At 63.7% G+C, this 20,525-nt stretch carries 22 protein-coding genes; 6 read left to right on the forward strand and 16 right to left on the reverse strand.

Annotated elements, in window-relative coordinates; all coding sequences use genetic code 11:
- Window positions 1–22 precede the first annotated feature (22 nt).
- On the reverse strand, window positions 23–1,699 hold the full coding sequence (locus ACW5CM_RS12550) for a ribonuclease J (protein WP_438254810.1): 1,677 nt from the start codon (window positions 1,697–1,699) through the stop codon (window positions 23–25).
- A gap of 68 nt (window positions 1,700–1,767) precedes the next feature.
- Window positions 1,768–2,745 carry a 4-hydroxy-tetrahydrodipicolinate synthase gene (dapA, locus tag ACW5CM_RS12555; protein ID WP_438254811.1) on the reverse strand — a complete coding sequence of 326 codons (978 nt, stop codon included), beginning with the start codon at window positions 2,743–2,745 and terminating at the stop codon, window positions 1,768–1,770.
- Between the two features lie 66 nt (window positions 2,746–2,811).
- Between dapA and ACW5CM_RS12560 the strand changes: the two genes are divergently transcribed.
- Window positions 2,812–3,345, forward strand: a complete 534-nt coding sequence (locus ACW5CM_RS12560) for an NUDIX domain-containing protein (RefSeq protein WP_457125179.1) — start codon at window positions 2,812–2,814, stop codon at window positions 3,343–3,345.
- A gap of 30 nt (window positions 3,346–3,375) precedes the next feature.
- Here the strand turns inward: ACW5CM_RS12560 and ACW5CM_RS12565 are convergent, their stop codons facing one another.
- From ACW5CM_RS12565 to ACW5CM_RS12575, 3 genes are read right to left on the reverse strand one after another with little or no spacing between them, the layout of a single operon-like run.
- Entirely contained in the window at window positions 3,376–4,137 is a 762-nt protein-coding gene (locus ACW5CM_RS12565) for an SDR family NAD(P)-dependent oxidoreductase (protein ID WP_457125180.1), read from the reverse strand.
- Window positions 4,137–4,613, reverse strand: coding sequence for a dihydrofolate reductase (locus ACW5CM_RS12570; protein ID WP_457125181.1), 477 nt, complete (start codon window positions 4,611–4,613; stop codon window positions 4,137–4,139). The genes ACW5CM_RS12565 and ACW5CM_RS12570 overlap by 1 nt, the downstream gene beginning before the upstream one ends.
- Entirely contained in the window at window positions 4,610–5,419 is an 810-nt protein-coding gene (locus ACW5CM_RS12575) for a thymidylate synthase (protein ID WP_438254817.1), read from the reverse strand. Before ACW5CM_RS12575 ends, ACW5CM_RS12570 begins: the two co-directional genes overlap by 4 nt.
- Window positions 5,420–5,516: 97 nt before the next feature.
- On the opposite strand from ACW5CM_RS12575, the gene ACW5CM_RS12580 reads away from it, so the two are divergent.
- Window positions 5,517–5,942, forward strand: a complete 426-nt coding sequence (locus ACW5CM_RS12580) for an OsmC family peroxiredoxin (RefSeq protein ID WP_438254818.1) — start codon at window positions 5,517–5,519, stop codon at window positions 5,940–5,942.
- 21 nt (window positions 5,943–5,963) lie between these two features.
- Here ACW5CM_RS12580 and ACW5CM_RS12585 read toward each other — a convergent pair whose 3' ends face one another.
- The 6 genes from ACW5CM_RS12585 to ACW5CM_RS12610 all read right to left on the reverse strand — a co-directional run bounded on the left by ACW5CM_RS12585 (window position 5,964) and on the right by ACW5CM_RS12610 (window position 13,433).
- Window positions 5,964–6,404: a hypothetical protein gene (locus tag ACW5CM_RS12585; RefSeq protein ID WP_457125182.1), complete on the reverse strand. Its 441-nt coding sequence runs from the start codon at window positions 6,402–6,404 to the stop codon at window positions 5,964–5,966.
- On the reverse strand, window positions 6,404–7,150 hold the full coding sequence (gene dapB / locus ACW5CM_RS12590; RefSeq protein ID WP_438254822.1) for a 4-hydroxy-tetrahydrodipicolinate reductase: 747 nt from the start codon (window positions 7,148–7,150) through the stop codon (window positions 6,404–6,406). Before dapB ends, ACW5CM_RS12585 begins: the two co-directional genes overlap by 1 nt.
- A 37-nt stretch (window positions 7,151–7,187) precedes the next feature.
- Complete coding sequence (locus ACW5CM_RS12595; protein ID WP_457125183.1) at window positions 7,188–7,790, reverse strand: histidine phosphatase family protein; 603 nt, start codon at window positions 7,788–7,790, stop codon at window positions 7,188–7,190.
- 80 nt (window positions 7,791–7,870) lie between these two features.
- Entirely contained in the window at window positions 7,871–8,899 is a 1,029-nt protein-coding gene (locus ACW5CM_RS12600; RefSeq protein WP_457125184.1) for an aldo/keto reductase, read from the reverse strand.
- Window positions 8,900–9,112: 213 nt separating this feature from the next.
- Window positions 9,113–11,389: a polyribonucleotide nucleotidyltransferase gene (locus ACW5CM_RS12605; protein ID WP_457125185.1), complete on the reverse strand. Its 2,277-nt coding sequence runs from the start codon at window positions 11,387–11,389 to the stop codon at window positions 9,113–9,115.
- A gap of 124 nt (window positions 11,390–11,513) precedes the next feature.
- On the reverse strand, window positions 11,514–13,433 hold the full coding sequence (locus ACW5CM_RS12610; protein ID WP_457125186.1) for a GDSL-type esterase/lipase family protein: 1,920 nt from the start codon (window positions 13,431–13,433) through the stop codon (window positions 11,514–11,516).
- Window positions 13,434–13,655: 222 nt separating this feature from the next.
- Between ACW5CM_RS12610 and ACW5CM_RS12615 the strand changes: the two genes are divergently transcribed.
- Window positions 13,656–13,835 (forward strand): DUF5302 domain-containing protein, encoded by a 180-nt coding sequence (locus tag ACW5CM_RS12615; protein ID WP_438254830.1) that lies wholly within the window; start codon window positions 13,656–13,658, stop codon window positions 13,833–13,835.
- Window positions 13,836–13,921: 86 nt separating this feature from the next.
- On the opposite strand, the gene ACW5CM_RS12620 is transcribed toward ACW5CM_RS12615, so the two are convergent.
- A complete protein-coding gene (locus tag ACW5CM_RS12620; RefSeq protein ID WP_438254831.1) occupies window positions 13,922–14,566 on the reverse strand; it encodes an FMN reductase in 645 nt (214 codons plus the stop codon).
- Window positions 14,567–14,568: 2 nt separating this feature from the next.
- On the reverse strand, window positions 14,569–15,768 hold the full coding sequence (locus ACW5CM_RS12625; RefSeq protein WP_457125198.1) for an LLM class flavin-dependent oxidoreductase: 1,200 nt from the start codon (window positions 15,766–15,768) through the stop codon (window positions 14,569–14,571).
- A 141-nt stretch (window positions 15,769–15,909) separates the two neighbouring features.
- Here ACW5CM_RS12625 and ACW5CM_RS12630 point away from each other — a divergent pair, with 141 nt between their 5' ends.
- Window positions 15,910–17,046: an acyltransferase family protein gene (locus ACW5CM_RS12630; protein ID WP_457125187.1), complete on the forward strand. Its 1,137-nt coding sequence runs from the start codon at window positions 15,910–15,912 to the stop codon at window positions 17,044–17,046.
- 21 nt (window positions 17,047–17,067) lie between these two features.
- On the opposite strand, the gene ACW5CM_RS12635 is transcribed toward ACW5CM_RS12630, so the two are convergent.
- A complete protein-coding gene (locus tag ACW5CM_RS12635; protein ID WP_438254833.1) occupies window positions 17,068–17,511 on the reverse strand; it encodes a hypothetical protein in 444 nt (147 codons plus the stop codon).
- A gap of 74 nt (window positions 17,512–17,585) precedes the next feature.
- Here ACW5CM_RS12635 and ACW5CM_RS12640 point away from each other — a divergent pair, with 74 nt between their 5' ends.
- The gene (locus ACW5CM_RS12640) at window positions 17,586–18,596 is read left to right on the forward strand and encodes an isopenicillin N synthase family dioxygenase (protein ID WP_457125188.1); all 1,011 of its coding nucleotides are present in this window, start codon (window positions 17,586–17,588) and stop codon (window positions 18,594–18,596) included.
- On the opposite strand, the gene ACW5CM_RS12645 is transcribed toward ACW5CM_RS12640, so the two are convergent.
- Both ACW5CM_RS12645 and ACW5CM_RS12650 read right to left on the reverse strand, forming a co-directional pair.
- Window positions 18,584–18,898 (reverse strand): transcriptional regulator, encoded by a 315-nt coding sequence (locus ACW5CM_RS12645; protein WP_438254835.1) that lies wholly within the window; start codon window positions 18,896–18,898, stop codon window positions 18,584–18,586. The two genes, ACW5CM_RS12640 and ACW5CM_RS12645, sit on opposite strands and share 13 nt — an antisense overlap.
- Window positions 18,891–19,766, reverse strand: a complete 876-nt coding sequence (locus ACW5CM_RS12650) for a hypothetical protein (protein ID WP_457125189.1) — start codon at window positions 19,764–19,766, stop codon at window positions 18,891–18,893. Before ACW5CM_RS12650 ends, ACW5CM_RS12645 begins: the two co-directional genes overlap by 8 nt.
- Window positions 19,767–19,871: 105 nt before the next feature.
- On the opposite strand from ACW5CM_RS12650, the gene ACW5CM_RS12655 reads away from it, so the two are divergent.
- Window positions 19,872–20,402: a DUF488 domain-containing protein gene (locus ACW5CM_RS12655; RefSeq protein ID WP_457125190.1), complete on the forward strand. Its 531-nt coding sequence runs from the start codon at window positions 19,872–19,874 to the stop codon at window positions 20,400–20,402.
- The last annotated feature ends 123 nt before the right edge of the window (window positions 20,403–20,525 follow it).

Consider the following 20,525-nt stretch of genomic DNA (forward strand, 5'->3'; position numbering starts at 1 on the left):
CGCGGCATTCCGGGAGAATCGGCTAGGCCGCGATGACGAGGGGAACGATCATCGGACGGCGGCGCAGCTTCTGGTTCACCCAGCGTCCGATCGTGCGGCGAACAACCTGGGAGAGCGCGTGTGTGTCACGCACGCCGTTGCCCGAGGCCTCCTTCAGCGCCGCCACGATCTTGGGAACGACATCATCGAAGACGGTGTCGTCCTCGGCGATACCGCGAGCATGGATCTCCGGCCCCGAGACGATGTTTCCGGTGGCAGCATCCACAACGATGATGATCGAGACGAACCCTTCCTCACCGAGAATCCGCCGGTCCTTGAGATCGGCATCCGTGATCGCTCCCACGGTCGAGCCATCAACGTAGACGAAGCCGATGTCGAGCTGACCGGCGACGTGCGCTTCGCCGTCCTTGAGGTCGATGATCGTGCCGTTGGAGGCAATGATCGTGTTCTCCTCCGGGACGCCGGTCTCCTGGGCGAGCTTGGCGTTCGCGATCAGGTGACGGTATTCGCCGTGCACGGGCAGCACGTTCTTAGGCTTGAGGATGTTGTAGCAGTAGATCAGCTCCCCCGCCGCGGCGTGACCTGACACATGCACCCGGGCGTTCGCCTTGTGCACGACGTTGGCGCCGAGCTTCGTGAGCCCATCGATGACACGGTAAACGGCGTTCTCATTACCGGGGATCAGGCTGGACGCCAGGATGACGGTGTCGCCCTCGCCGACCTCGATCGCGTGCTCACGGTTGGCCATGCGGCTGAGCACAGCCATCGGCTCACCCTGGGAACCGGTCGACATGTAGACGATCTTCTCGTCTGGCAGATCTCGCGCCTTCTTGTAATCGATGAGCACGTTATCGGGGACCTTGAGGTATCCGAGGTCAGCGGCGATGGTCATGTTGCGCACCATGCTCCGCCCCAGTAGTGCAACCCGACGCCCGTTCGCGTGGGCGGCGTCCAGCACCTGCTGAACACGATGCACGTGGCTGGAGAAACTCGCCACGATCACCCGGCGCGGTGCCTTGGCGATCACCTGGTCAAGGACCGGGCCGATGGACTTCTCGGTCGGTGTGAAACCAGGCACGTCAGCGTTCGTGGAATCGACCAGGAACAGATCGACGCCCTCTTCGCCCAAGCGCGAGAACGCACGCAGGTCGGTGATGCGGCCATCCAGCGGCAGCTGGTCCATCTTGAAGTCGCCGGTGGCCAGCACCATTCCCGCTGGTGTGCGGATGGCGACGGCAAGGGCGTCCGGAATCGAGTGGTTGACCGCGATGAACTCCAGGTCGAACGGCCCAACCTTCTCGTGCTGCTCTTCCTTCACCGTGAGGGTGAACGCCTTGATCCGATGCTCCTTGAGCTTGGCTTCAATCAGCGCGAGTGTCAGACCTGAGCCGATCAGCGGAATGTCGTTCTTCAGACGCAGCAGATACGGAACGGCACCGATGTGGTCTTCGTGCCCGTGAGTGAGGACGATGCCGACGATGTCGTCGAGGCGGTCTTTGATCGGCTCGAAGTCCGGCAGGATCAGGTCGACGCCGGGCTGGTGCTCCTCAGGGAAGAGCACACCGCAGTCCACGATGAGGATCTTGCCGTCGTACTCGAAGGTCGTCATGTTGCGACCGATCTCGCCCAAGCCACCCAGCGGGATGACGCGGAGGGCCCCCTCGGCGAGCGGTTCGGGAGCGGCGATGGGATTGGACATTGATGTCTCCTCAGTCGGACACTCGTCGTGCCCGGTCGTTCTTATGGGCGCGCGACGCGCCCGTCGTCTCAGCGCGTCGTACCGTGCACCTTCGGCAGGGCACCACCGGCGGCCGCATTGCGGTCGGGGCGGAAATTCGAGAAATCTGCACCAGCGATATCGGTGACGACAGACAGCTCATCTTCGATGAGCGCGGCCTCCCACTCCTCCGGACCGACCAGCGGAAGTCGTACCCGAGGGCTGGAGATACGGCCGAGGCCGTGCAGGATGTATTTCGCCGAGACCGTACCGGGAACATGTGTCATCGTGGCCCGAACGAGCGGCTCGAGGCGCTTGTGCTCTGCCGTGGCGGCAGCAAGGTCGCCGCGGTTCACAGCATCCACGATCGTGCGGTACGGTGCAGCGGTGATATTCGCGGTGACGCCGATGAGTCCGGTTGCGCCGATGGCGAGATGCGGCAGTGCATTCGCATCGTCACCGGAGAAGTACATCAGATCAGTCTGATTCAGCACGCGGCTGACCTCGCTGAAGTCGCCCTTGGCGTCCTTCACGGCAAGAATATTCGGGTGCTTGGCCAGACGCAGAATCGTCTCGTACTTGATCGGCACACCCGTGCGACCCGGGATGTCGTACAGGATCACCGGCAGGTCGGTGGAGTCTGCCACCAGACGGAAATGCGTCAGGATTCCTGCCTGGGTCGGCTTGTTGTAGTACGGCGTGACGATCATGATGCCGTCAGCGCCGGCCTTCTCACTGGCCTTGTAAAGCTCGATCGCGTGCGCTGTCTCGTTGGAGCCACCGCCGGTGATGATCTTCGCGCGGCCCGAGGAGACGGACTTGCCGACTTCGACGAGCTTGAGCTTCTCGGGGTCGGTAAGCGTAGAGGTCTCGCCAGTCGTCCCGGTCACGACGATGCCGTCAGCACCAGCGGTGATGACGTCATCCATGTGCTTTTCGACGGCGGGCCAATCGACTTCACCGTCGGCCGTCATCGGAGTGACGAGCGCGACGAGAACCTGTCCGAAAGGGTTACCCGAGTGCGTCATGGTCCCAGCGTATCGGTGTTGAGTCACTCGCCGCGACGCGGATGAAGCCGCTACTAGAGTCGACGCATGACCTGGCGCACCAACGACTCGCGGATCGTTTACGAGAATCCATGGATCTCAGTGCGTGAGGATGCTGTCACCGGCCCCGCCGGCGACGGGATCTACGGCGTGGTCTCGGTACGTCACCCCGCCGTTTTCATCGTGGCCGTTGACGACGAGATGCGCGTGTGCCTGGTGACACTCGAGCGGTACACGACCGGACGATCGATCGAAGTTCCCGCCGGCGGCAGCGATGGAGAAGAGCCCCTGCTGGCCGCGCAACGCGAACTGCTCGAAGAAACCGGAATGCGCGCCGCTACGTGGACGCAGGTCGGGCTGATGAACGCCCTGAACGGCGTAACCGTCGCGCCCGAGTACGTGTTTCTCGCTGAGGGGCTCACCACAGCCGCCGGATCTGCTCAGGCGGAAGAGGGCATCGTCGAGGTCTCTTGGATCCCGTTCGACGAGGTACTGCGCATGGTCGCTGACGGACGCATCACCGATGGAGAAACGGTCGGCGCACTCGCGTACGCGGGCATTCATCTCGGCCGCTTCCGCTGAGCTGCATCCTCGGCGAAGCCCGTAAGGCGATCACATGCGCCCGCGTCGTCCGGCCTTAGATAGCAGAGCGGAGGGGACGATCCGCGTCGCCGCGACGATCAGTTTGTAGCGCCAGGACGGTACCGACAGCGACTTGCCACGCGCAGCGTCGCGAAGTCCCTCGCGAACGACGGTGCGGGCATCCAGCCACATCCACGCGGCGATCCCCTCCTCACCGGGAGGCAGGCCCATCCGCTCGTGAAAATTCGTGTGCGTGAATCCGGGGCACAACGCCGTGACGGTGACGCCATCTCGGGCGTATTCTGAGTTCGCCCATTCGCTGAAGCCGACCAGCCACCTCTTGCAGGCGGCGTACGTCGATCGCGGGATGAATGCGGCGACCGATGCGACGTTGATGATCCGGCCACCCCGTCCACGCATCGCACCGAGCGCTGCGTGCATCAGCCGCAGCGGCGCTTCGACATGGATTCGAAGATGCCGCACTTCATCGGCTACGTCGTTGTCCGCAAATTTCAGTGGGAGCCCGAACCCCGCGTTGTTGATCAGCAGATCGATCGGATGCTCCGGGTCAAGGAGGCGCTTCACCACACGTTCCACCCCGGCCTCATCCACCACGTCGGCGACGAGCACCTCGACAGCGACACCATAGGTCTGGCGCAGTTCGACCGCCAGTTGCTCCAGAGCATCATCCGAGCGCGCCACGAGCACGAGATCAGCTCGGCGCTGAGCGAGTTGTCGAGCGAATTCAGCGCCGAGGCCGGCGCTGGCACCCGTGATGAGGGCGATCGGCATCAGCGCTCATATCCGAGAAAGCGGAAGCGGATTCCGGTGCGAGAGGTCTGCCACTCCCCCTCGTCCACGAGCCGCCAGCCGTCCTTCGACGGCGCATAAGCATCACCGGCCACCTTCAGATCCAGCTCGGTGACCTCCAGCCGATCGGCGTGCCCGATCACCTGAGCGAAGATCTCCGCTCCACCGATGATCCAGACCTTGTCCAGCCCGCGCACGGCTGCGCTCAAGTCTGGAGCACGGCGTGCACCTTCGGCTGTCCAGTCCTGCTGGCGGGTGATGACAATGTTGTCGCGTTGCGGCAGGGGGCGGAACCGCTCCGGAAGCGAATCCCAGGTCTTGCGCCCCATCACCACGGGTGCGGACAGCGTGATTTCCTTGAAGTGCGCGAGATCCTCTGGCACATGCCACGGCATGCCGCCTTCGGCGCCGATGACACCACCGGCCGCCTCAGCCCAGATCAGGCCGACCCAGGTCATACCGCTACTGCCGCACGGATCGGCGGGTGGTGCTGGTAGCCCTCGACGACGAAATCGGAGAAGTCGTAGTCCAAAATCGACTCCGGCTTTCGCGCGAACGTCAGCGTCGGGTAGTCGTAGGCGTCGCGGGAGAGCTGCTCGCGCACCTGCTCGCGGTGATTGTCGTAGATGTGACAGTCGCCACCGGTCCACACGAAGTCGCCGGGTTCGAGCCCCACTTGCTGGGCGACCATCAACGTCAGCAGCGCGTAGCTGGCGATGTTGAACGGCACGCCGAGGAACATGTCGGCGCTGCGCTGGTAGAGCTGGCACGACAGCTTGCCGTCGGCGACGTAGAACTGGAACAGGGCGTGACAGGGCGCGAGCGCCATGTCTGGGATATCGGCCGGGTTCCATGCCGAAACGATCAGGCGTCGCGAATCCGGAGTCGCCCGAATCTGGTCGATCACCTGCGAGAGCTGATCGATGTGCTCGCCGTCGGGCGTCGGCCAGGAGCGCCACTGGACGCCGTAGACCGGGCCGAGGTCACCGTCTGCATCGGCCCATTCGTCCCAGATGCTGACGCCATGCTCCTGTAGCCAGGTGACATTCGAATCCCCGCGCAGGAACCACAGCAGCTCATAGGCGATCGATTTGAAATGCACCCGCTTGGTGGTGATCAGCGGGAAGCCCTTAGCCAGATCAAAACGGATCTGGCGTCCGAACACGCTGGTGGTGCCGGTTCCGGTGCGGTCATCCTTGTGAGTGCCGTGCTCAAGTACGTCACGGAGCAGATCTTCATACGGCGTCGGGACAGCTGCGCTCATGTCTGTCAGGATACCCGGTACGTGATGGAGCTGTTCCCCGGAGTGTGGTTCGTCGATAGGCTGACCGAACACCCGGTCCCGACTTCTGGAGGAAATTATGCCTATCACCAGCGAAGCAACGACGATCTGGAACGGTTCTCTTGCCGAGGGCTCCGGCACTGTCCAGTTCTCCTCGTCGAATATCGGCACCTTCCCGATCAACTGGAAGGCCCGCAGCGAAGGCTCCGACAGTACGACGACTCCCGAAGAGCTCATCGCAGCTGCGCACGCATCCTGCTTCAGCATGGCGCTCTCGCACGCGCTGAGCGAGAACGGCACGCCGCCGGAGAACGTGAACACGAGCGCGTCGGTGACCTTCAAGCCCGGCGTCGGTATCAGCGGCAGCCACCTCAACGTCAACGCAACCGTTCCCGGACTCACCCAGGAGCAGTTCCAGGAGATCGCCGAAGGCGCGAAAACCGGATGTCCGGTGTCTCAGGCGCTGGCCGGCATCGAGATCACGCTCGAGGCAACACTCGCCTGAGCATCCACTCCGAGCGGAGGGCTAAGCCTTCCGCTTGGAGACCTGGATGGCGTGGCGAATACTTGCACGCGCGTCTTTACGCCGCCCTGCGGCATCCTGCACCACGCCCAGTCGATACCGTGCACGCCATTCGTCCGGAGCAGCATCCGCCTCCGCGATATAGCGCCGGATCATGGGTTCGGCATCGGCCTTGGCGATACGGCCACTGGGCGTCAGGTCGGTCTCGGCTACCGGCATCCCGCCCTCGCCGTCGAGTTTCGTGCCGAGTTTTTCAGCCTGAACGCCGAACTGGATCTCTCGCACCAGCGCCCAGATCCCGATCAGCGGCAGCACCAGCAGCGCGATACCCATCGCGATGCCGACGGGCTGACCACTCGTGATGAAGAGGATGGCCTTCTGTCCCATCAGCACGAAGTACAGGATCAGGGCGGCACCGATCAGCGCGACACCGATGCGAGTCATCACGAGCGGGCTCGGATTCCGATGTCAATCATGTTCTCCAAACCGATCACGACACCGCGCGCCTCCGCAGCGAACGGCACAGCCAGACGGATGCCCGGGGCGTAGGCCTCGGCGGGTTCCACCGTGTCGTGAGTGATGGTCAGCGTCTCTCCCGGTCCGGACAGAATCGCATCCTGACGGGCGATCACCCCGGCGCGGCGGAGCGAATGCACGGGAACACCGGCGACCTGCTGGCCACGAGCGCGCTGGTCGGCGTGGGGCGCGTTGACGGGGCCGACCTCGGATCGCGCGGCGGCAATGAGCTCAGCGGTTCGCACCGCGGTGCCGCTGGGCGAGTCGATCTTCGTATCGCGATGCGCCTCGACGATCTCCGCGGAAGAGAAGAACGGTGCCGCTGCGGCGGCGAGGGCCGAGCCGAGTACGGAGCCGAGTGAGAAGTTCGGAATGAACACCGCGCCCGTTCCTGCGGATTGCACCAGCGGACGAACCAGCGCGATTCGATCCGCTGACCAACCAGATGTCGCGACGAGAACATTGATCCCGTACTCGACTGCTGCACGGACGACTTCGATGCTCACCTGAGGCGTGGATGCGTCGACGACGAGATCAGCATCGCTGAGCTCCGAAAGATCACTCGAAGAGGACAGCACGCGCGTCACTTCGAATCCCGGAAGATCATCAATCACGCTTTTGATTATCGTTCCGAGCTTGCCGGTACCGCCGACGAGAGCCACCTGCTTGGTCATGTACCCAGTCTATTTGGCTCCGCTGCCCCTGACGCGTTCACGCCGGCATCGGGTCGGGCAGCCCGGTCCACAACTCGACCGGCAGGTGGCTGAGCTCATTATGGTTGACGAGCGACCAGGGCCGGCCCTGCTTCTGCGCGATCACGGTCAACCCGCAGTGAGCCTGGTTCAACGTCATCCATCGCCACTCCGGTGCACCGAGCACTTCGCGTACGAACCAGGCGATGACGAAGTTGTGCGTGATCAGGACTTCGTGAACATCGCCCTGTTTGCGCACGAGGAACTCGCTGACCGCGTCGGCCATCTGAGCGCCTCCCGCCTCGATCTCAGCTTCTGTGATCGAGCCGAAGAAGGGTTCATAAGCGGATGGCGTCTCGCCTGACATCCCCGTAGGAACGCAGTCGAAGAGCAATGCCGATGGCTCAGGTGACACTGCGGGAAGCCGCTCGGCGATCGCTCGGGCAGTTTCGGTCGCTCGGAGCAGTGGCGAATGCCATACCCGGTTCAGCGGAAGGCCGGACAGCCTGTCGGCAATCAATTCCGCCTGTCGCCGCCCCCGAGGAGAAAGGGGTCCGTCGTCGACGCCGTGCTCAGCGTCTTGATGTTCGCCATGTCTGACCAGATAGATGTAATGCGTCACAACCCACTCGCTTCGTTACCCACTGTCACAGGGGGCGCGTCCAGCCTACCCGCCCGGAAACGTCTCGGGGCGCGCTGTGCTCAATTACCGGCGCGGGTGAGTTCTGCGATCTGCGTGCGGGTCAACGAGATGCCTGCTCCCTGCATCAGCTCTTCGACGTGTTGCATCGCGAAGGTATTGACGATGGGCGCGGCGATCGTACGCTGCGCGAGCAGCCAGGCGATCGAGACGGCGGCAACCGGTGCCTGAAGATCTGTTGCGATCTGGTCCAGCGCGCGCAGGATCCGGATGCCGCGGCGATTCAACCGCTCGCGCAACTGTTCACCGCGAACGCCCTGAGACATCAGCGCCTTGCTGCGGTGGCGGCCCGACAGGAATCCGTGCTCCAGCGCGTGCGATGGCGTGACTGCCAAGTTCTGCGCCCCGGCCACGAGGCGCAGATCGCCCTCGAATGCATCGCGGCGAATCAGGTTGTACGGCTCATCAAGGACCTCGATGCGGGGATACCCGGCCGACGCGAGAATTCGCGCTTCTACGAGCCGTTCCGGTGCGAACCGGAATGCGCCGAGGACGTTGATCTTCCCTGCGCCACGCAACCACTCCGCGGTCGCGAGGGTGTCCTCGAGGTTCGTGCTCTGATCAAGTGTGGCATCCAGGTAGAGGATGTCGATGCGCTCGACCCCGAGACGAGTGAGAGAGCCTTCGACGGCGCGCACGAGGTTGGTCGCCCCGAGCCCGGGGTTGTCGGCATGAGAGCCGACGCGAACGCCCAGCACGACGTCACGCGGTTGTCTGCGCGAGCGCAGCCACTGCCCGATGATGTGCTCGCTTCGGCCGCCGGAGAACCCGTCGGCGGTGTGCACGGCATTGCCACCAAACTCGACGTAGCGATCGAGGATCGCATGGCTGGTCTCGAGGTCGACATTCCAGCCGAACTCCGCCGCGCCCAGGATCAGCGGAAAGACTTCGATCCCGGTGTCACCGATCGGAACACGCAGCGTCTCACCGATGCCGGGGCCGACGACGGGAATCGGAGCGGAAGGATGCTCGTACGACATGCTGGACGCGCTCGTCTGGTGCGCAGTGTCCCCTGTTCCGAACAACCGCATCCTTCAACCACCTCCGCACGCGTGATCTCTGTCGTTACTTGCTTGACATGCGGCACCCCCCGGTGCGTACTTCGAGGGTAAGCGCAAATGCCTCCCTCACCTGCCATTACAGGCAGGCGGAAGCCAAGTTTTCATAACGTTCTGATAACGACGGGTACGAGAAAGGCCCGGATTCGACTCACATGGAGCAGAATCCGGGCCGAATCTCAGACTTTACGCCTCAGCGGACTCCGCATCGGGCGCAGCATCGGCAGCGGGAGCGTCGTCGAGGACGGGCTCCAGCGACAGCTTGCCGCGGTCATCGATCTTCGTGATCTTGACGAGGATCTTCTGGCCTACGTTGAGCACGTCATCAACGTTCTCAACACGCTTGCCACCGGCGAGCTTGCGCACTTCGGTGACATGCAGCAGACCATCCTTGCCGGGCAGCAACGAGATGAAGGCACCGAACGAGGCGATCTTCACAACAGTTCCGAGGAACTGCTCGCCGACCTCGGGGTTGGTCGGGTTCGCGATCGCGTTGACCTGAGCGCGCGCGGCCTCAGCCGAGGGGCCGTCAACAGCACCGATGTAAACAGTGCCGTCTTCCTCGATGGAGATCTGAGCGCCGGTCTCGTCCTGGATCGCGTTGATCGTCTTGCCCTTCGGGCCGATCAGCTCACCGATCTTGTCAGCGGGGATCTGAACGCTGATGACGCGAGGCGCGGTCGGCGCCATCTCGTCAGGCGTGTCGATCGCAGCATTCAAGACGCCGAGAATCGTCAGACGTGCATCACGGGCCTGCGTCAGCGCGCCGGTGAGAACATCCGACGGGAGGCCGTCAAGCTTCGTGTCGAGCTGGATAGCAGTGATGAACTCGCTGGTGCCTGCGACCTTGAAGTCCATGTCGCCGAGCGCGTCTTCTGCACCGAGGATGTCGGTCAGGGCCGCGTAGCGCGTCTGGCCGTCAACCTCATCGGAGACGAGACCCATGGCGATGCCGGCGACGGCTGCGCGCAGCGGCACACCCGCGTTCAGCAGCGACAGAGTCGAAGCGCAAACCGATCCCATCGACGTCGAGCCGTTGGAGCTGAGAGCCTCAGACACCTGACGGATCGCGTACGGGAACTCTTCGCGGCTGGGCAGCACCGGCATGAGCGCACGCTCGGCCAGGAAGCCGTGCCCGATCTCACGACGCTTCGGCGAACCGACACGACCGGTCTCACCGGTCGAGTAGGGCGGGAAGTTGTAGTGGTGCATGTAGCGCTTGGAAGTGGTCGGAGACAGCGAGTCGATCTGCTGCTCCATCTTGAGCATGTTCAGCGTGGTGACACCCATGATCTGGGTCTCGCCGCGCTGGAAGATCGCGGAGCCGTGCACGCGCGGGATGACCTGCACCTCAGCGTCCAGCGGACGGATGTCAGCAAGGCCACGACCATCCATACGGACACCCTCGGTGAGGACGCGGTCGCGAACGATCTTCTTGGTCAGCGACTTGTACGCACCGGAGACCTCACCGGCTGCAGACGCAGGAAGGGTTCCTGCTTCAACAGCAGCAACAACCTCGGCCTTGACGCGATCCTTGACCTCGTCATCGGCGGTCTGGCGCTCGATCTTGTCGGCGATCTGGTAGACCTTCTCGAGGTCAGCTGTCGCAGATGCGGAGATGAAGTCGTAGGTGCCCTGCTCATACGCCGGGAAGACGGGGTAGACGCCCGGAGCCTTCGAGGAGTGCGAAGCCATCTCGGCCTGCGCCTCGACAAGCTGCTTGAGGAAAGGCTTTGCGGCCTCGAGCCCTGCGGCGACGACCTCTTCGTTCGGCTTTACTGCGCCGCCCTTGATGAGGTTCCAGCTGTTTTCGGTTGCCTCAGCCTCGACCATCATGATCGCGACGTCTTCGGAGCCATCAGACTTCTTGACGACACGACCGGCGACCATCAGGTCGAACACAGCCTCAGCGACCTGAGCCTCGTTCGGGAACGCGACCCACTGGTCGGCGTGCTCGCCCTGGCCCGGGATGAGCGCGAGACGCACACCGGCGATGGGACCCGAGAACGGCAGACCCGAGATCTGGGTCGACGCGGATGCCGCGTTGATCGCGAGAGCGTCGTAGTACTCGCCCGGCGCAATCGAAAGCACGGTGATGACGACCTGGACCTCGTTGCGCAGACCATCGACGAACGACGGACGCAGCGGACGGTCGATCAGTCGGCAGACCAGGATCGCCTCGGTCGAGGGGCGACCCTCACGACGGAAGAACGAGCCGGGAATCTTGCCAGCTGCGTAGGAACGCTCTTCGACGTCCACGGTCAGCGGGAAGAAGTCAAAGCCTTCGCGCGGGTGCTTTCCAGCGCTGGTCGCCGAGAGAATCATGGTCTCTTCGTCGAGGTAAGCCGCAACCGAACCCTGCGCCTGCTGAGCAAGACGACCAGTTTCGAAGCGGATGGTGCGGGTGCCGAAGCGACCGTTGTCAAGAACGGCCTCGGCGGCAGTGATTTCAGGACCTTCCAAGAGGTCTCTCCTTCTTTGTTTAAACTCGTCCATCCGTGTGACGGCCGAGGATATGCGTAAGCGTGCGTGAAAACGCACGCGAACTGCGCACAGCAGTCCACCTTTACTCTATCAGCGCACCCGCTCAGCGTAGTGCGACGCCGCGCATGCTTGACGAGCGGCCGATGTAGACGTAGTCGTCATGCTTGGCGACTCGCCCGTCGCCGGCGGCACGGCCACGCAAGCGCCGCCAGGCCCACGGCAGCGCGTACCTGCGCCACCACGCGGTGCGAGAGACAGGGCGGCCAGTATCATGCAGTGCCTCATCCAGCGCACCGAGCGTCTCGGCGTGCGGCACTCCGAGCATCTCACCCGCGCAGTAGGCGAGGTAGCGGTGGCCGCGACTGCTCAGATGTACCAGATCCTCACCCCAGTTCGGTGGCGAAGCCAGCACGGGGTGCAGATCAGTATCCAGCAGAATCGCGCCGGTGCGCTCGGCGATGCCGACGAGCCTGTTGGAGAAATCGGCGAAGCGTGCCACGAGCAGCCGCGCCGCCGCTCGCCCCGGGAGGAACGGCGTGACCAGAATGACGTCGGCGCCATCGGCACGCAGTGTCCGCACCGCAGTCTCCACCTGCGCTGCGAGTGCAGCAACATCGACGCGCGCCCTCACCAGGTCGTTGGCCCCGACCAGGATGGAGACCAGGTCCGGACGGAGCTGTCTGGCTCTGGCCAGTTGCGGTCCGCTCACGTCGCGCACCCGGCGCGAACGTACGGCCAGGTTCGCATAGTGGAGTCCACCGGGCGCCGCCAGCAGCAATGCGAGCCGGTCAGCCCACCCGCGCAGTGTGCCGTCTGGCGCGGGGTCGCACAGTCCTTCAGTCAGCGAATCGCCCAATGCGACGTAGCGTCGCCAGTGGCCTCCGGCGACGGGCTGCGGCGTTTCCGGGCGTCGCAACCGCGGCGCCCGGAGCATCCGATCCGCCGAATTCAGCTCTTGTGCCTCCGCGAAATGTGTCAGCAGGCGGTCGCACACTGCCTCCCAACTGCGGTGCTCCACAGCTGCACGCCCGGCAGCCCCGAAAGCACGGCGCTTACGCCGATCTCCCACCAGATCTACCACCCGCATGCGCAGGTCCTGCAGGTCGCCCGGCCGGTACAACCAGCCGTCGATCCCCATCCGGACGAGATCCACTGGCCCGCCGCGCCCCGTCGCGACCACAGGGACCCCGCTGGCGTGCGCCTCTTGCAGTGTCTGGCCGAAGGTCTCGCTCTCTCCGGGGTGCACGAAGATATCGAATGATGCCATCTCCTGCGCGAGCGCGTCTCCGGTGAGATGTCCGAGGAACGCTGCACCGGGCATCAGCGACTCGAGTCGCTGCCGGGCCGGGCCCTCACCGACGATCACGAGACGCACCCCGTCCAGCTGCGCGAGCACACGCAGATCCTCCACCTGCTTCTCTGCCGCAAGCCGCCCGACGTAGCCCACGACGACCTCTCCCCCGTCGCCGCGCTCGACGCGCCGCGAGGGATGGAAGCGTTCAGCATCCACACCACGCCCCCAGCGTCGGATGCGGTCGATCCCGAGTGCAGCGAGCTGCTGTTCAGCGCCCGCCGATGGGGCAAGGGTGAGGGTGGCCCTGCGATGCAGACGGACGAGGTGGTTCTTGGCGAACTCAGTCGTTGCTGCCATTCCATAGCGGGTGGTGTACGCGGCGACGTCGGTCTGATAGGCGGCTACCGAGGCGACACCGCTGCGGGATGCGGCCAGCGCGCCGCGCCACCCGAGTGCGAATGGTGAGGCCAGGTGCACGACGTCCGGACGGAATCGGTTCAGTGACGAAGCGATGCGCTGGGCGCCGACTGTTCCCACGCGGACGTCGCGGTAGCCGGGCAGCGCGACGCTGGTCACCGGCTCAATCACAGCACCGTGCAACTGCTGGGGGATGCCCGCGGCATCCGGAGCGATCAGATGGGCGACATGCCCTCTGCGTTCGAGGTGGCGCAGGATCTGCAGCACAGACCCTGTCACACCGTTCATGTGCGGCAGGAATGATTCGGTCACAATCGCGACTCTCACGATGTCAGGATGCCGTGCACGGACACCGGGATTGCACCGGAACCGGCCCAGGCATCGAGTGTTCACTCTGTGCACGGTCTTTCTTCACCCGCTGTCTCCGATTCGGTTTCCGTTCGATCCCGGCGGTCGCGGTTCACGTGTGATTTCGGGCACACGCGCAGAAAGGAGTTCTTTCCTGCTGGGGCACCGTCGGAGTAGGCTGACCTCATGAGCACCGAAGAAGGCGCAGCCTCCTCGTCTGAGGACATGAAGCGCAAGTTCAAGGAAGCGCTCGAGAAGAAGAACGCACATCACCGCAATGGTGAGTCGCATCTGGATGGCGAATCCGCCGTCCACGCGGCAAACGCCCCGCAGACGCGGCGCGAGTTCCGACGCAAGAGCGGTTGACCGTCAGAGGGCCACCCCGATCGGGGTGGCCCTCTTCATCTTCTATTTGTTCGAGGTCCGCCCCTCGGCTTTGCGTGCGCGCGGCATCACTCCCCCGCGAGTCCACCGAGCAGGTGGCCGAACGAACGTCCCTCCCCGAGGTAGTTCGCCGGGTCGAACGGATCTGTGGAGTGCGCAGCGTCCTTACGAGCAATGGCTTCGGCGAGCTCTTTCGCGCCCTTGGCCACGCGCTTGGCCAGCGGCGCTACCTCGTCTCCGGCACCGCCCCAGTCGCTGGATGCCGCGAACACGCCCGTCGACACGGCCTCCGCGTGCAAGTAGGCGAACAACGGACGAATCGCGTAGTCGATCGCCAGCGAATGCCGTGCGGTTCCTGCGTTCGCACCGATCAGCACTGGCTTGTCGGTGAGCGCATCCGGGTCCAGAACATCGATGAACGACTTGAACAGACCGCTGTAGCTCGTCGAGAAGATGGGCGTGACGGCGATCAGGGCATCCGCTGAATACACGGTGTTGATGGCTGATTCCAGCGCCGGCGGCGCGAAACCCGTGAGCATGTTGTTCGTGATGTCGTGCGCGTGGTCGCGAAGCTCGATCACGTCAACGGTGGCCTGCACATCCAATTCGGCGAGGTGCCGCACCGTTTCTGCCGCGAGCCGATCGGCCAGCATTCGGGTGGATGACGGATTCGAGAGACCCGCCGAGATGACGGCGATACGACGAGTACTCATGCTCACGCTTCCTTCCTGCCGATGCCGAATGCGGAGCCTGCCGGCGCCGGTGTGTCCTGATACGGGGAGCCTGCTGTCAGATTGTCGCCACGGTTCACACCTGGACGCGCCTCGCGGGTGGGTCCGTCCCCGTACACGGCGCGAACACGTGCGGCATGGGTGGGAGCATCCGGAACTTCTCCCGGACGGTTCTTCGCCAGCTCACGGCGCAGCACCGGCACGACCTCGCCACCGAGGATGTCGAGCTGTTCGAGGACGATCTTCAACGGCAGCCCGGCATGGTCCATCAGGAAGAGCTGACGCTGATAGTCGCCGTAGAAGTCGCGCATCCCGGCATACCGGTCGATGACCTGCTGCGGCGAACCGACCGTCAACGGCGTCATCTCGGTAAAGTCCTCCATACTCGGACCGTGACCGTAGACCGGTGCGTTGTCGAAGTACGGGCGGAACTCGTTCACGGCATCCTGCGACTTCGCGCGCATGAACGCTTGGCCGCCCAGGCCGACGATCGCCTGCTCCGGTGTGCCGTGTCCGTAGTGGGCGTAGCGCTGGCGGTACAGCTCAATCAGACGCTGGTAGTGCTCCTTGGGCCAGAAGATGTTGTTCGCGAAAAAGCCGTCGCCATAGTAGGCGGCCTGCTCCGCGATCTCTGGGGTGCGGATCGATCCGTGCCACACGAAGGGTGCGACGCCGTCGAGGGGGCGCGGCGTGGAGGTGAAGCCCTGCAGCGGCGTGCGGAACTTGCCTTCCCAATCGACGACGTCCTCATGCCAGAGCTTGTGAAGCAGAGCGTAGTTCTCGATCGCGAGCGGCAGGCCCTGGCGGATATCCTTGCCGAACCACGGGTAGACGGGCCCGGTGTTACCGCGGCCAAGCATGATGTCGGTGCGTCCGTCGGAGATGTGCTGAAGCATCGCGAAGTCTTCGGCGATCTTCACCGGGTCGTTCGTAGTGATCAACGTCGTAGAGGTCGACAGGATCAGACGCTCGGTCTGCGCGGCGATCGCGGCGAGCGTGGTCGAAGGAGAGGACGACCAGAAGGGCGGGTTGTGGTGCTCGCCGACAGCGAAGACGTCCAGCCCCACTTCTTCGGCGTGCTTCGCGATCGTGATCGCGTCTTTGATCTTCTGGCCTTCGCTCGGAGTCTCCCCGGTGACGGGGTTCTGTGTGACATCGCTGACCGTGAAGAGGCCGAACTGCATGCCCGAGTTGTCGGTGGACTCGCTCATCTTTTGCTCCGTAGTTCGTGGGGTGGATGCTGTAGCAATCCGTATCCATTCAGTTGAATATATATGAGTAAACGTCCTCCGGGCAACTTTATTCCCGACCGGTAGCCTCTTTGGATGAGCAGTACCGCGCACACGCCCACCGGTCCGGAAACCGGGTCAACCGGTCGACCCCGCAGGCGCGTGCCGTTCTGGGACAACGCCCGCTACGCGTGCATCGTCCTGGTCGTGCTCGGGCACGCAATTCAGCGCCTCACCTATGACTCCGACATCGCCATGGCGCTGTACCTGTCGTTCTACGCCTTTCACATGCCCGCATTTGCGATCATCGCCGGCTACTTCTCGAAATCCGCCCCACCCACCAGAAAGCAGATGGCGCGGGTGATCACTGACATCCTGTTGCCCTATGTGATCTTCGAACTGCTGTGGACACTGACCAAATGGCTGGTGGAGGGAGAGGCGACTGCGAACCTCACCCAACCATCCTGGACTCTGTGGTTCCTGCTGGCACTCGGCATCTTCCGACTCGTCCTGCCCTACCTGGCTCTGCTGCGCTGGCCGCTGACCTGGAGTCTGCTGATCTCACTCGGCGCCGGATACCTGCCCAATGTCGACAGTACTTTCTCACTGTCGCGCACCCTCGGATTTCTGCCGTTCTTCGTGCTCGGCTGGTGGCTGCGTGAACACGACATCGTCGACCGACTGCGCTTGATCGACTTCCGCCCCTGGTGGTTGCGAGTGCTCGCGCTGCTCATCTTCGCCGTGGACGCCTTCGTCGCCTGGAACTGGGTGGAAGTCTGGTCGAGCATCGACCTTGACCGATGGTTCTTCTACGTCGATTCCTACGCCGAACTGGGCGCGCACGCCTGGTGGTCCGGGGCGATTCGACTGGCGCTGATCCTGATCGGGCTGCTGCTCACCGCCGCGTTCTTCGTGCTGATCCCGCGTCGCGCCACCTGGTGGACGCAGTTCGGGCAGTACACGATGTACGTGTACCTGCTGCACTCATTCGTGCTCTACCCGTTCCGCGAGTCCGGCATCCTGCGTGATGCCGAACCGACCTGGATCTGGTTGCCGATGGTGATCGTGCTCTCTGTCGGAATCGCACTTGTTCTGGCAACGAAGCCGGTGCGCCAGCTGTTCCGGCCGCTGATCGAACCGCGTGCGCGTTGGCTCTTCTCCGATCATCGACTCGGCAGTGACACCTCGCGCCGCGAGGATCCCACCGGCTCCCGCCGCCCGCGCGAGGATTGACAGGCTGGCGGCGCAGTCGATTCAGGCGATCTTAATACGACGCGTACCGAGCACGAGGTACCAGACAAGCACCGCGAGCAGCAGCAGTTCGGCCGCTATGTAGATGTAGTGCAGCACGGACTCTCCCGGGTCACCGCCAGCGATGATGATGTCGCTACGCGCGGCCAGCGCGGGACGAATCGCGAAGGACTCGACAGCCATGATCACCCACATTGCCCCAACCAGTATCCAGCCGCCGCGGGTCTCGCGCGGCCGGGCTTGAGAGATCAGAGTCAGCACGATGAGGATGATCCACCCGGCGATCGACAGCGAGATGAACACGAGTCGGCCGATACCGAGGCCCAGTGGCGTCGTGATGCCCGGGGCCAAGAACTTCAGCGGAGTCTCCATGAAGCTCAGTCCGACGATCAGTCCGATCCAGACGGCGGGCAACAGCAGACGGAGCGAAATCCACAGACGAGGCATGACCTAAATGTTACCGGCGGTAATGCTGGGCAATATTCATCGCGGACGGAGCGATCGGCGTTTAGCCTCAGGCCATGGCTGATCTGAATCTTCCCGTCCTCGACCTCTCCCAGCTCGACAACGGCATCGAGGCCGCGGCGCGCTTCCGAGATGACCTGCGCGCGGCCACCCACGACGTGGGCTTCTTCTACCTCACCGGCACGGGTGTGACTGCGGACCTGTCCCGCCGATTGCACCGGGCAGCCCTGGACTTCTTCGCTCTGCCTGAGGAGGAGAAGCTGTCGATCGAGAATATCAAGAGCCCGCACTTCCGTGGCTACACGCGCGTGGGCGGGGAACGGACGCAGGGGAAGATCGACTGGCGCGAGCAGATCGACATCGGCCCCGAGCGTGAGACGGTCACCGGCGGCCCGGCGTTCAACCGCCTACTCGGACCGAATCTCTGGCCGGCAGCGCAGCCGGAGCTGCGCGAGGTCGTGACCGAATGGCACGCGCAGCTGTCGGGCGTTGCCCGCAAACTGCTTCGGGCCTGGGCTCTTGCTCTCGGCGCCGACGAGTCGTACTTCGAGTCGAACTTCGGCGACCCGTCAACACTCATCAAGATCGTGCGCTATCCCGGAACCAATGAGCCCGCGCCCCAGCAGGGCGTGGGAGCACACAAGGATTCCGGCGTACTGACGCTGCTGTGGGTCGAGCCGGGCGTGGGCGGTCTGCAGGTCGAGCGCGACGGCAAATGGGTCGATGCTCCACCGGTCGACGGGGCTTTCGTGGTGAACATCGGCGAGTTGCTCGAGTACGCCACCGGCGGTTATCTGAAGGCCACCAATCACCGGGTGATCTCACCGAAAGCTCCGAATGAGCGCATCTCGGTGCCGTTCTTCTTCAATCCAGCATTGGATGCCCGTCTCCCACTGATCGACTTGCCTGCCGAGCTCGCGGCTGAAGCTCGCGGAGTCACGGCAGATCCGACGAACCCGATCCACAGTCTCTACGGCGAGAACGCGTTGAAGTCACGTCTGCGCGCGCACCCGGACGTCGCTGCCATCCACCATCCGGATCTGGTGGGGGCATCTCAGCTGCGGTGACCTGCGAACTCGACGATCTCCTGCAGCGCCTGCAGGTGCGCGGCGAAGGCACGCTCACCCTTCATCGTCGAACGCACCCAGGTGCGAGGACGGCTCCCGACGTCACCTCGTCGCGTCGCGACATAGCCAGCGATGTGCAGATGCGAGATCGACTTACTCAACGCCGAGTCACCCACTTGGAGGATCTCGGCGATTGTGCCGAAGTCGAGCTCATTCCCATCGATCAGCGCAGCCATAAGCGAGAAGCGGATCGGGCTGGCGAAGTTGTCATCCAACCGAAGGCGCGGATGCTTCTCAGCCATCACGGCCGTCCATGAAGGCGCTGGCCACGAAGACCAGCAAAATTGCCACAGCGGCGAGCGGCGCGAATGTGCTCGCGGACACTGCAAGGCCGAGCAGCTGCACGCTGATTGTCGCGGTGACCGCAACCCCGCCGAGGATGAACGCCAGCCACTGCGGCCAGGCCCACACTGCTCCCAGGACCGGCAGCCGTTCGCTGATGCGCCCAGCAACCCACCACGCGAGGTAGGCGAACATCAGCACCGGAGCGAGAGTCAATATCAGCAGCTCGCTTCCAACCCCCAGTACCCAGATGCTCCCAGCCATGATCACGCCGATGGTGACAGTCGCCCACCGCTCCGGCGTGGTCAGGTGTCTGTGCGGCGGTTGCTCGCCGACGGGACGGAAAGCGCGAATATCGCGTACGGCAGGCACACCGACGACCGCAAGCGCGATGAGTCCGGGCAGGAAATAGATCACCAGCGGTATCTCACCGCCAACGAGCGCCGCCACGAGCCTGCCGAGCAGGAAAATGATCAGCAGCGCACCGATCCCGATGCCCCCCGCCCATGTGCGCGCCCGTGAGCGGTTAATGCCGCCGAGCTCTTCACGTCGCTCGTTGCCTAGCTGAGTCCAGAGCAAGAAAAGTGCGAGCACGATGAGGAACGCCGAGTTCGCCGAAGTCATCCCGATGGCAAACCCTGCGATCGTCACATAAACGGATATGGTGATCGCCTCTGCGAGGGCAAGCCACGCAGCCCCGCGACGATCGACATGCTCCTCTCGCCGAGATTGCACGGCGCTGAGCTCATCCAAATATGCCTGCGCGATATCCGCCGTGGGCGGTGCCAGCGGGTCATGCCCGTCCACCGGTCGCTGTTCCATCGTCACCCTCACCAGGCTTTCCACCTGGAAAACTCGTGGTACTTTCCTACGGGAAACCATGCGCCAAGTCAATGCCGCGCACGACGCGCGTCTGCGCCGTAGCCTGACACCATGCCATTGCCGTTCTTCACCGTCGGACATTCCAACCGCTCGATCGAGGAGTTCATCGAGGTGTTGCAGTCGGCTGAGATCGGTCTGGTCATCGATGTGCGACGTCTTCCTGGCTCGAGGCGCAATCCTCAGTTCGACGAGGACTCGTTGCGGGAATCGCTGGGCGCCGCCAGCATCCGCTTCGAGCGCATCGCGGAACTCGGCGGCCGTCGCCCGGCTTCGAAAAGCGTACCGTTCGAGGTGAATGCTTTCTGGCAGAACCGCAGCTTCCACAACTATGCCGACTACGCGCTCTCGGATGAGTTTCAGACCGGGTTCGTGCAGTTGCTCGAACGCGGATGCGAACATCGCACGACGGTGATGTGCGCCGAGGCGGTGTGGTGGCGCTGTCACCGTCGGATCATCGCGGACCACCTGATCGCCCACGACAAGCAGGTGTTTCATCTGATGAACCAGGGCCAGCAGCACCCGACTGAGCTCACCACGGGCGCGGTCCTCAGCGAGACCACCGTCACCTACCCGGCCACCTGAGTTCGAGAAACGCGTTTCTGCATGAGAATCGTTGTGGGAACCCAAGTTTCATGTGTGATGTCTCAGGTCTTCGGTGACGGTTCTTGTCTCAGAACATTGGTGACGGTTTCTGTCTCAGGAGAT

This window comes from Microbacterium wangyouchuni (genome assembly GCF_054072595.1).

Bases quoted from the DNA above. Each gene is read 5' to 3' on its own strand.
- ACW5CM_RS12550 (WP_438254810.1), bottom strand. From the start codon at position 1,699: ATGTCCAATCCCATCGCCGCTCCCGAACCGCTCGCCGAGGGGGCCCTC.
- dapA (WP_438254811.1), bottom strand. From the start codon at position 2,745: ATGACGCACTCGGGTAACCCTTTCGGACAGGTTCTCGTCGCGCTCGTC.
- ACW5CM_RS12560 (WP_457125179.1), top strand. From the start codon at position 2,812: ATGACCTGGCGCACCAACGACTCGCGGATCGTTTACGAGAATCCATGG.
- ACW5CM_RS12565 (WP_457125180.1), bottom strand. From the start codon at position 4,137: ATGCCGATCGCCCTCATCACGGGTGCCAGCGCCGGCCTCGGCGCTGAA.
- ACW5CM_RS12570 (WP_457125181.1), bottom strand. From the start codon at position 4,613: ATGACCTGGGTCGGCCTGATCTGGGCTGAGGCGGCCGGTGGTGTCATC.
- ACW5CM_RS12575 (WP_438254817.1), bottom strand. From the start codon at position 5,419: ATGAGCGCAGCTGTCCCGACGCCGTATGAAGATCTGCTCCGTGACGTA.
- ACW5CM_RS12580 (WP_438254818.1), top strand. From the start codon at position 5,517: ATGCCTATCACCAGCGAAGCAACGACGATCTGGAACGGTTCTCTTGCC.
- ACW5CM_RS12585 (WP_457125182.1), bottom strand. From the start codon at position 6,404: ATGACTCGCATCGGTGTCGCGCTGATCGGTGCCGCCCTGATCCTGTAC.
- dapB (WP_438254822.1), bottom strand. From the start codon at position 7,150: ATGACCAAGCAGGTGGCTCTCGTCGGCGGTACCGGCAAGCTCGGAACG.
- ACW5CM_RS12600 (WP_457125184.1), bottom strand. From the start codon at position 8,899: ATGCGGTTGTTCGGAACAGGGGACACTGCGCACCAGACGAGCGCGTCC.
- ACW5CM_RS12615 (WP_438254830.1), top strand. From the start codon at position 13,656: ATGAGCACCGAAGAAGGCGCAGCCTCCTCGTCTGAGGACATGAAGCGC.
- ACW5CM_RS12620 (WP_438254831.1), bottom strand. From the start codon at position 14,566: ATGAGTACTCGTCGTATCGCCGTCATCTCGGCGGGTCTCTCGAATCCG.
- ACW5CM_RS12625 (WP_457125198.1), bottom strand. From the start codon at position 15,768: ATGCAGTTCGGCCTCTTCACGGTCAGCGATGTCACACAGAACCCCGTC.
- ACW5CM_RS12630 (WP_457125187.1), top strand. From the start codon at position 15,910: ATGAGCAGTACCGCGCACACGCCCACCGGTCCGGAAACCGGGTCAACC.
- ACW5CM_RS12635 (WP_438254833.1), bottom strand. From the start codon at position 17,511: ATGCCTCGTCTGTGGATTTCGCTCCGTCTGCTGTTGCCCGCCGTCTGG.
- ACW5CM_RS12640 (WP_457125188.1), top strand. From the start codon at position 17,586: ATGGCTGATCTGAATCTTCCCGTCCTCGACCTCTCCCAGCTCGACAAC.
- ACW5CM_RS12645 (WP_438254835.1), bottom strand. From the start codon at position 18,898: ATGGCTGAGAAGCATCCGCGCCTTCGGTTGGATGACAACTTCGCCAGC.
- ACW5CM_RS12655 (WP_457125190.1), top strand. From the start codon at position 19,872: ATGCCATTGCCGTTCTTCACCGTCGGACATTCCAACCGCTCGATCGAG.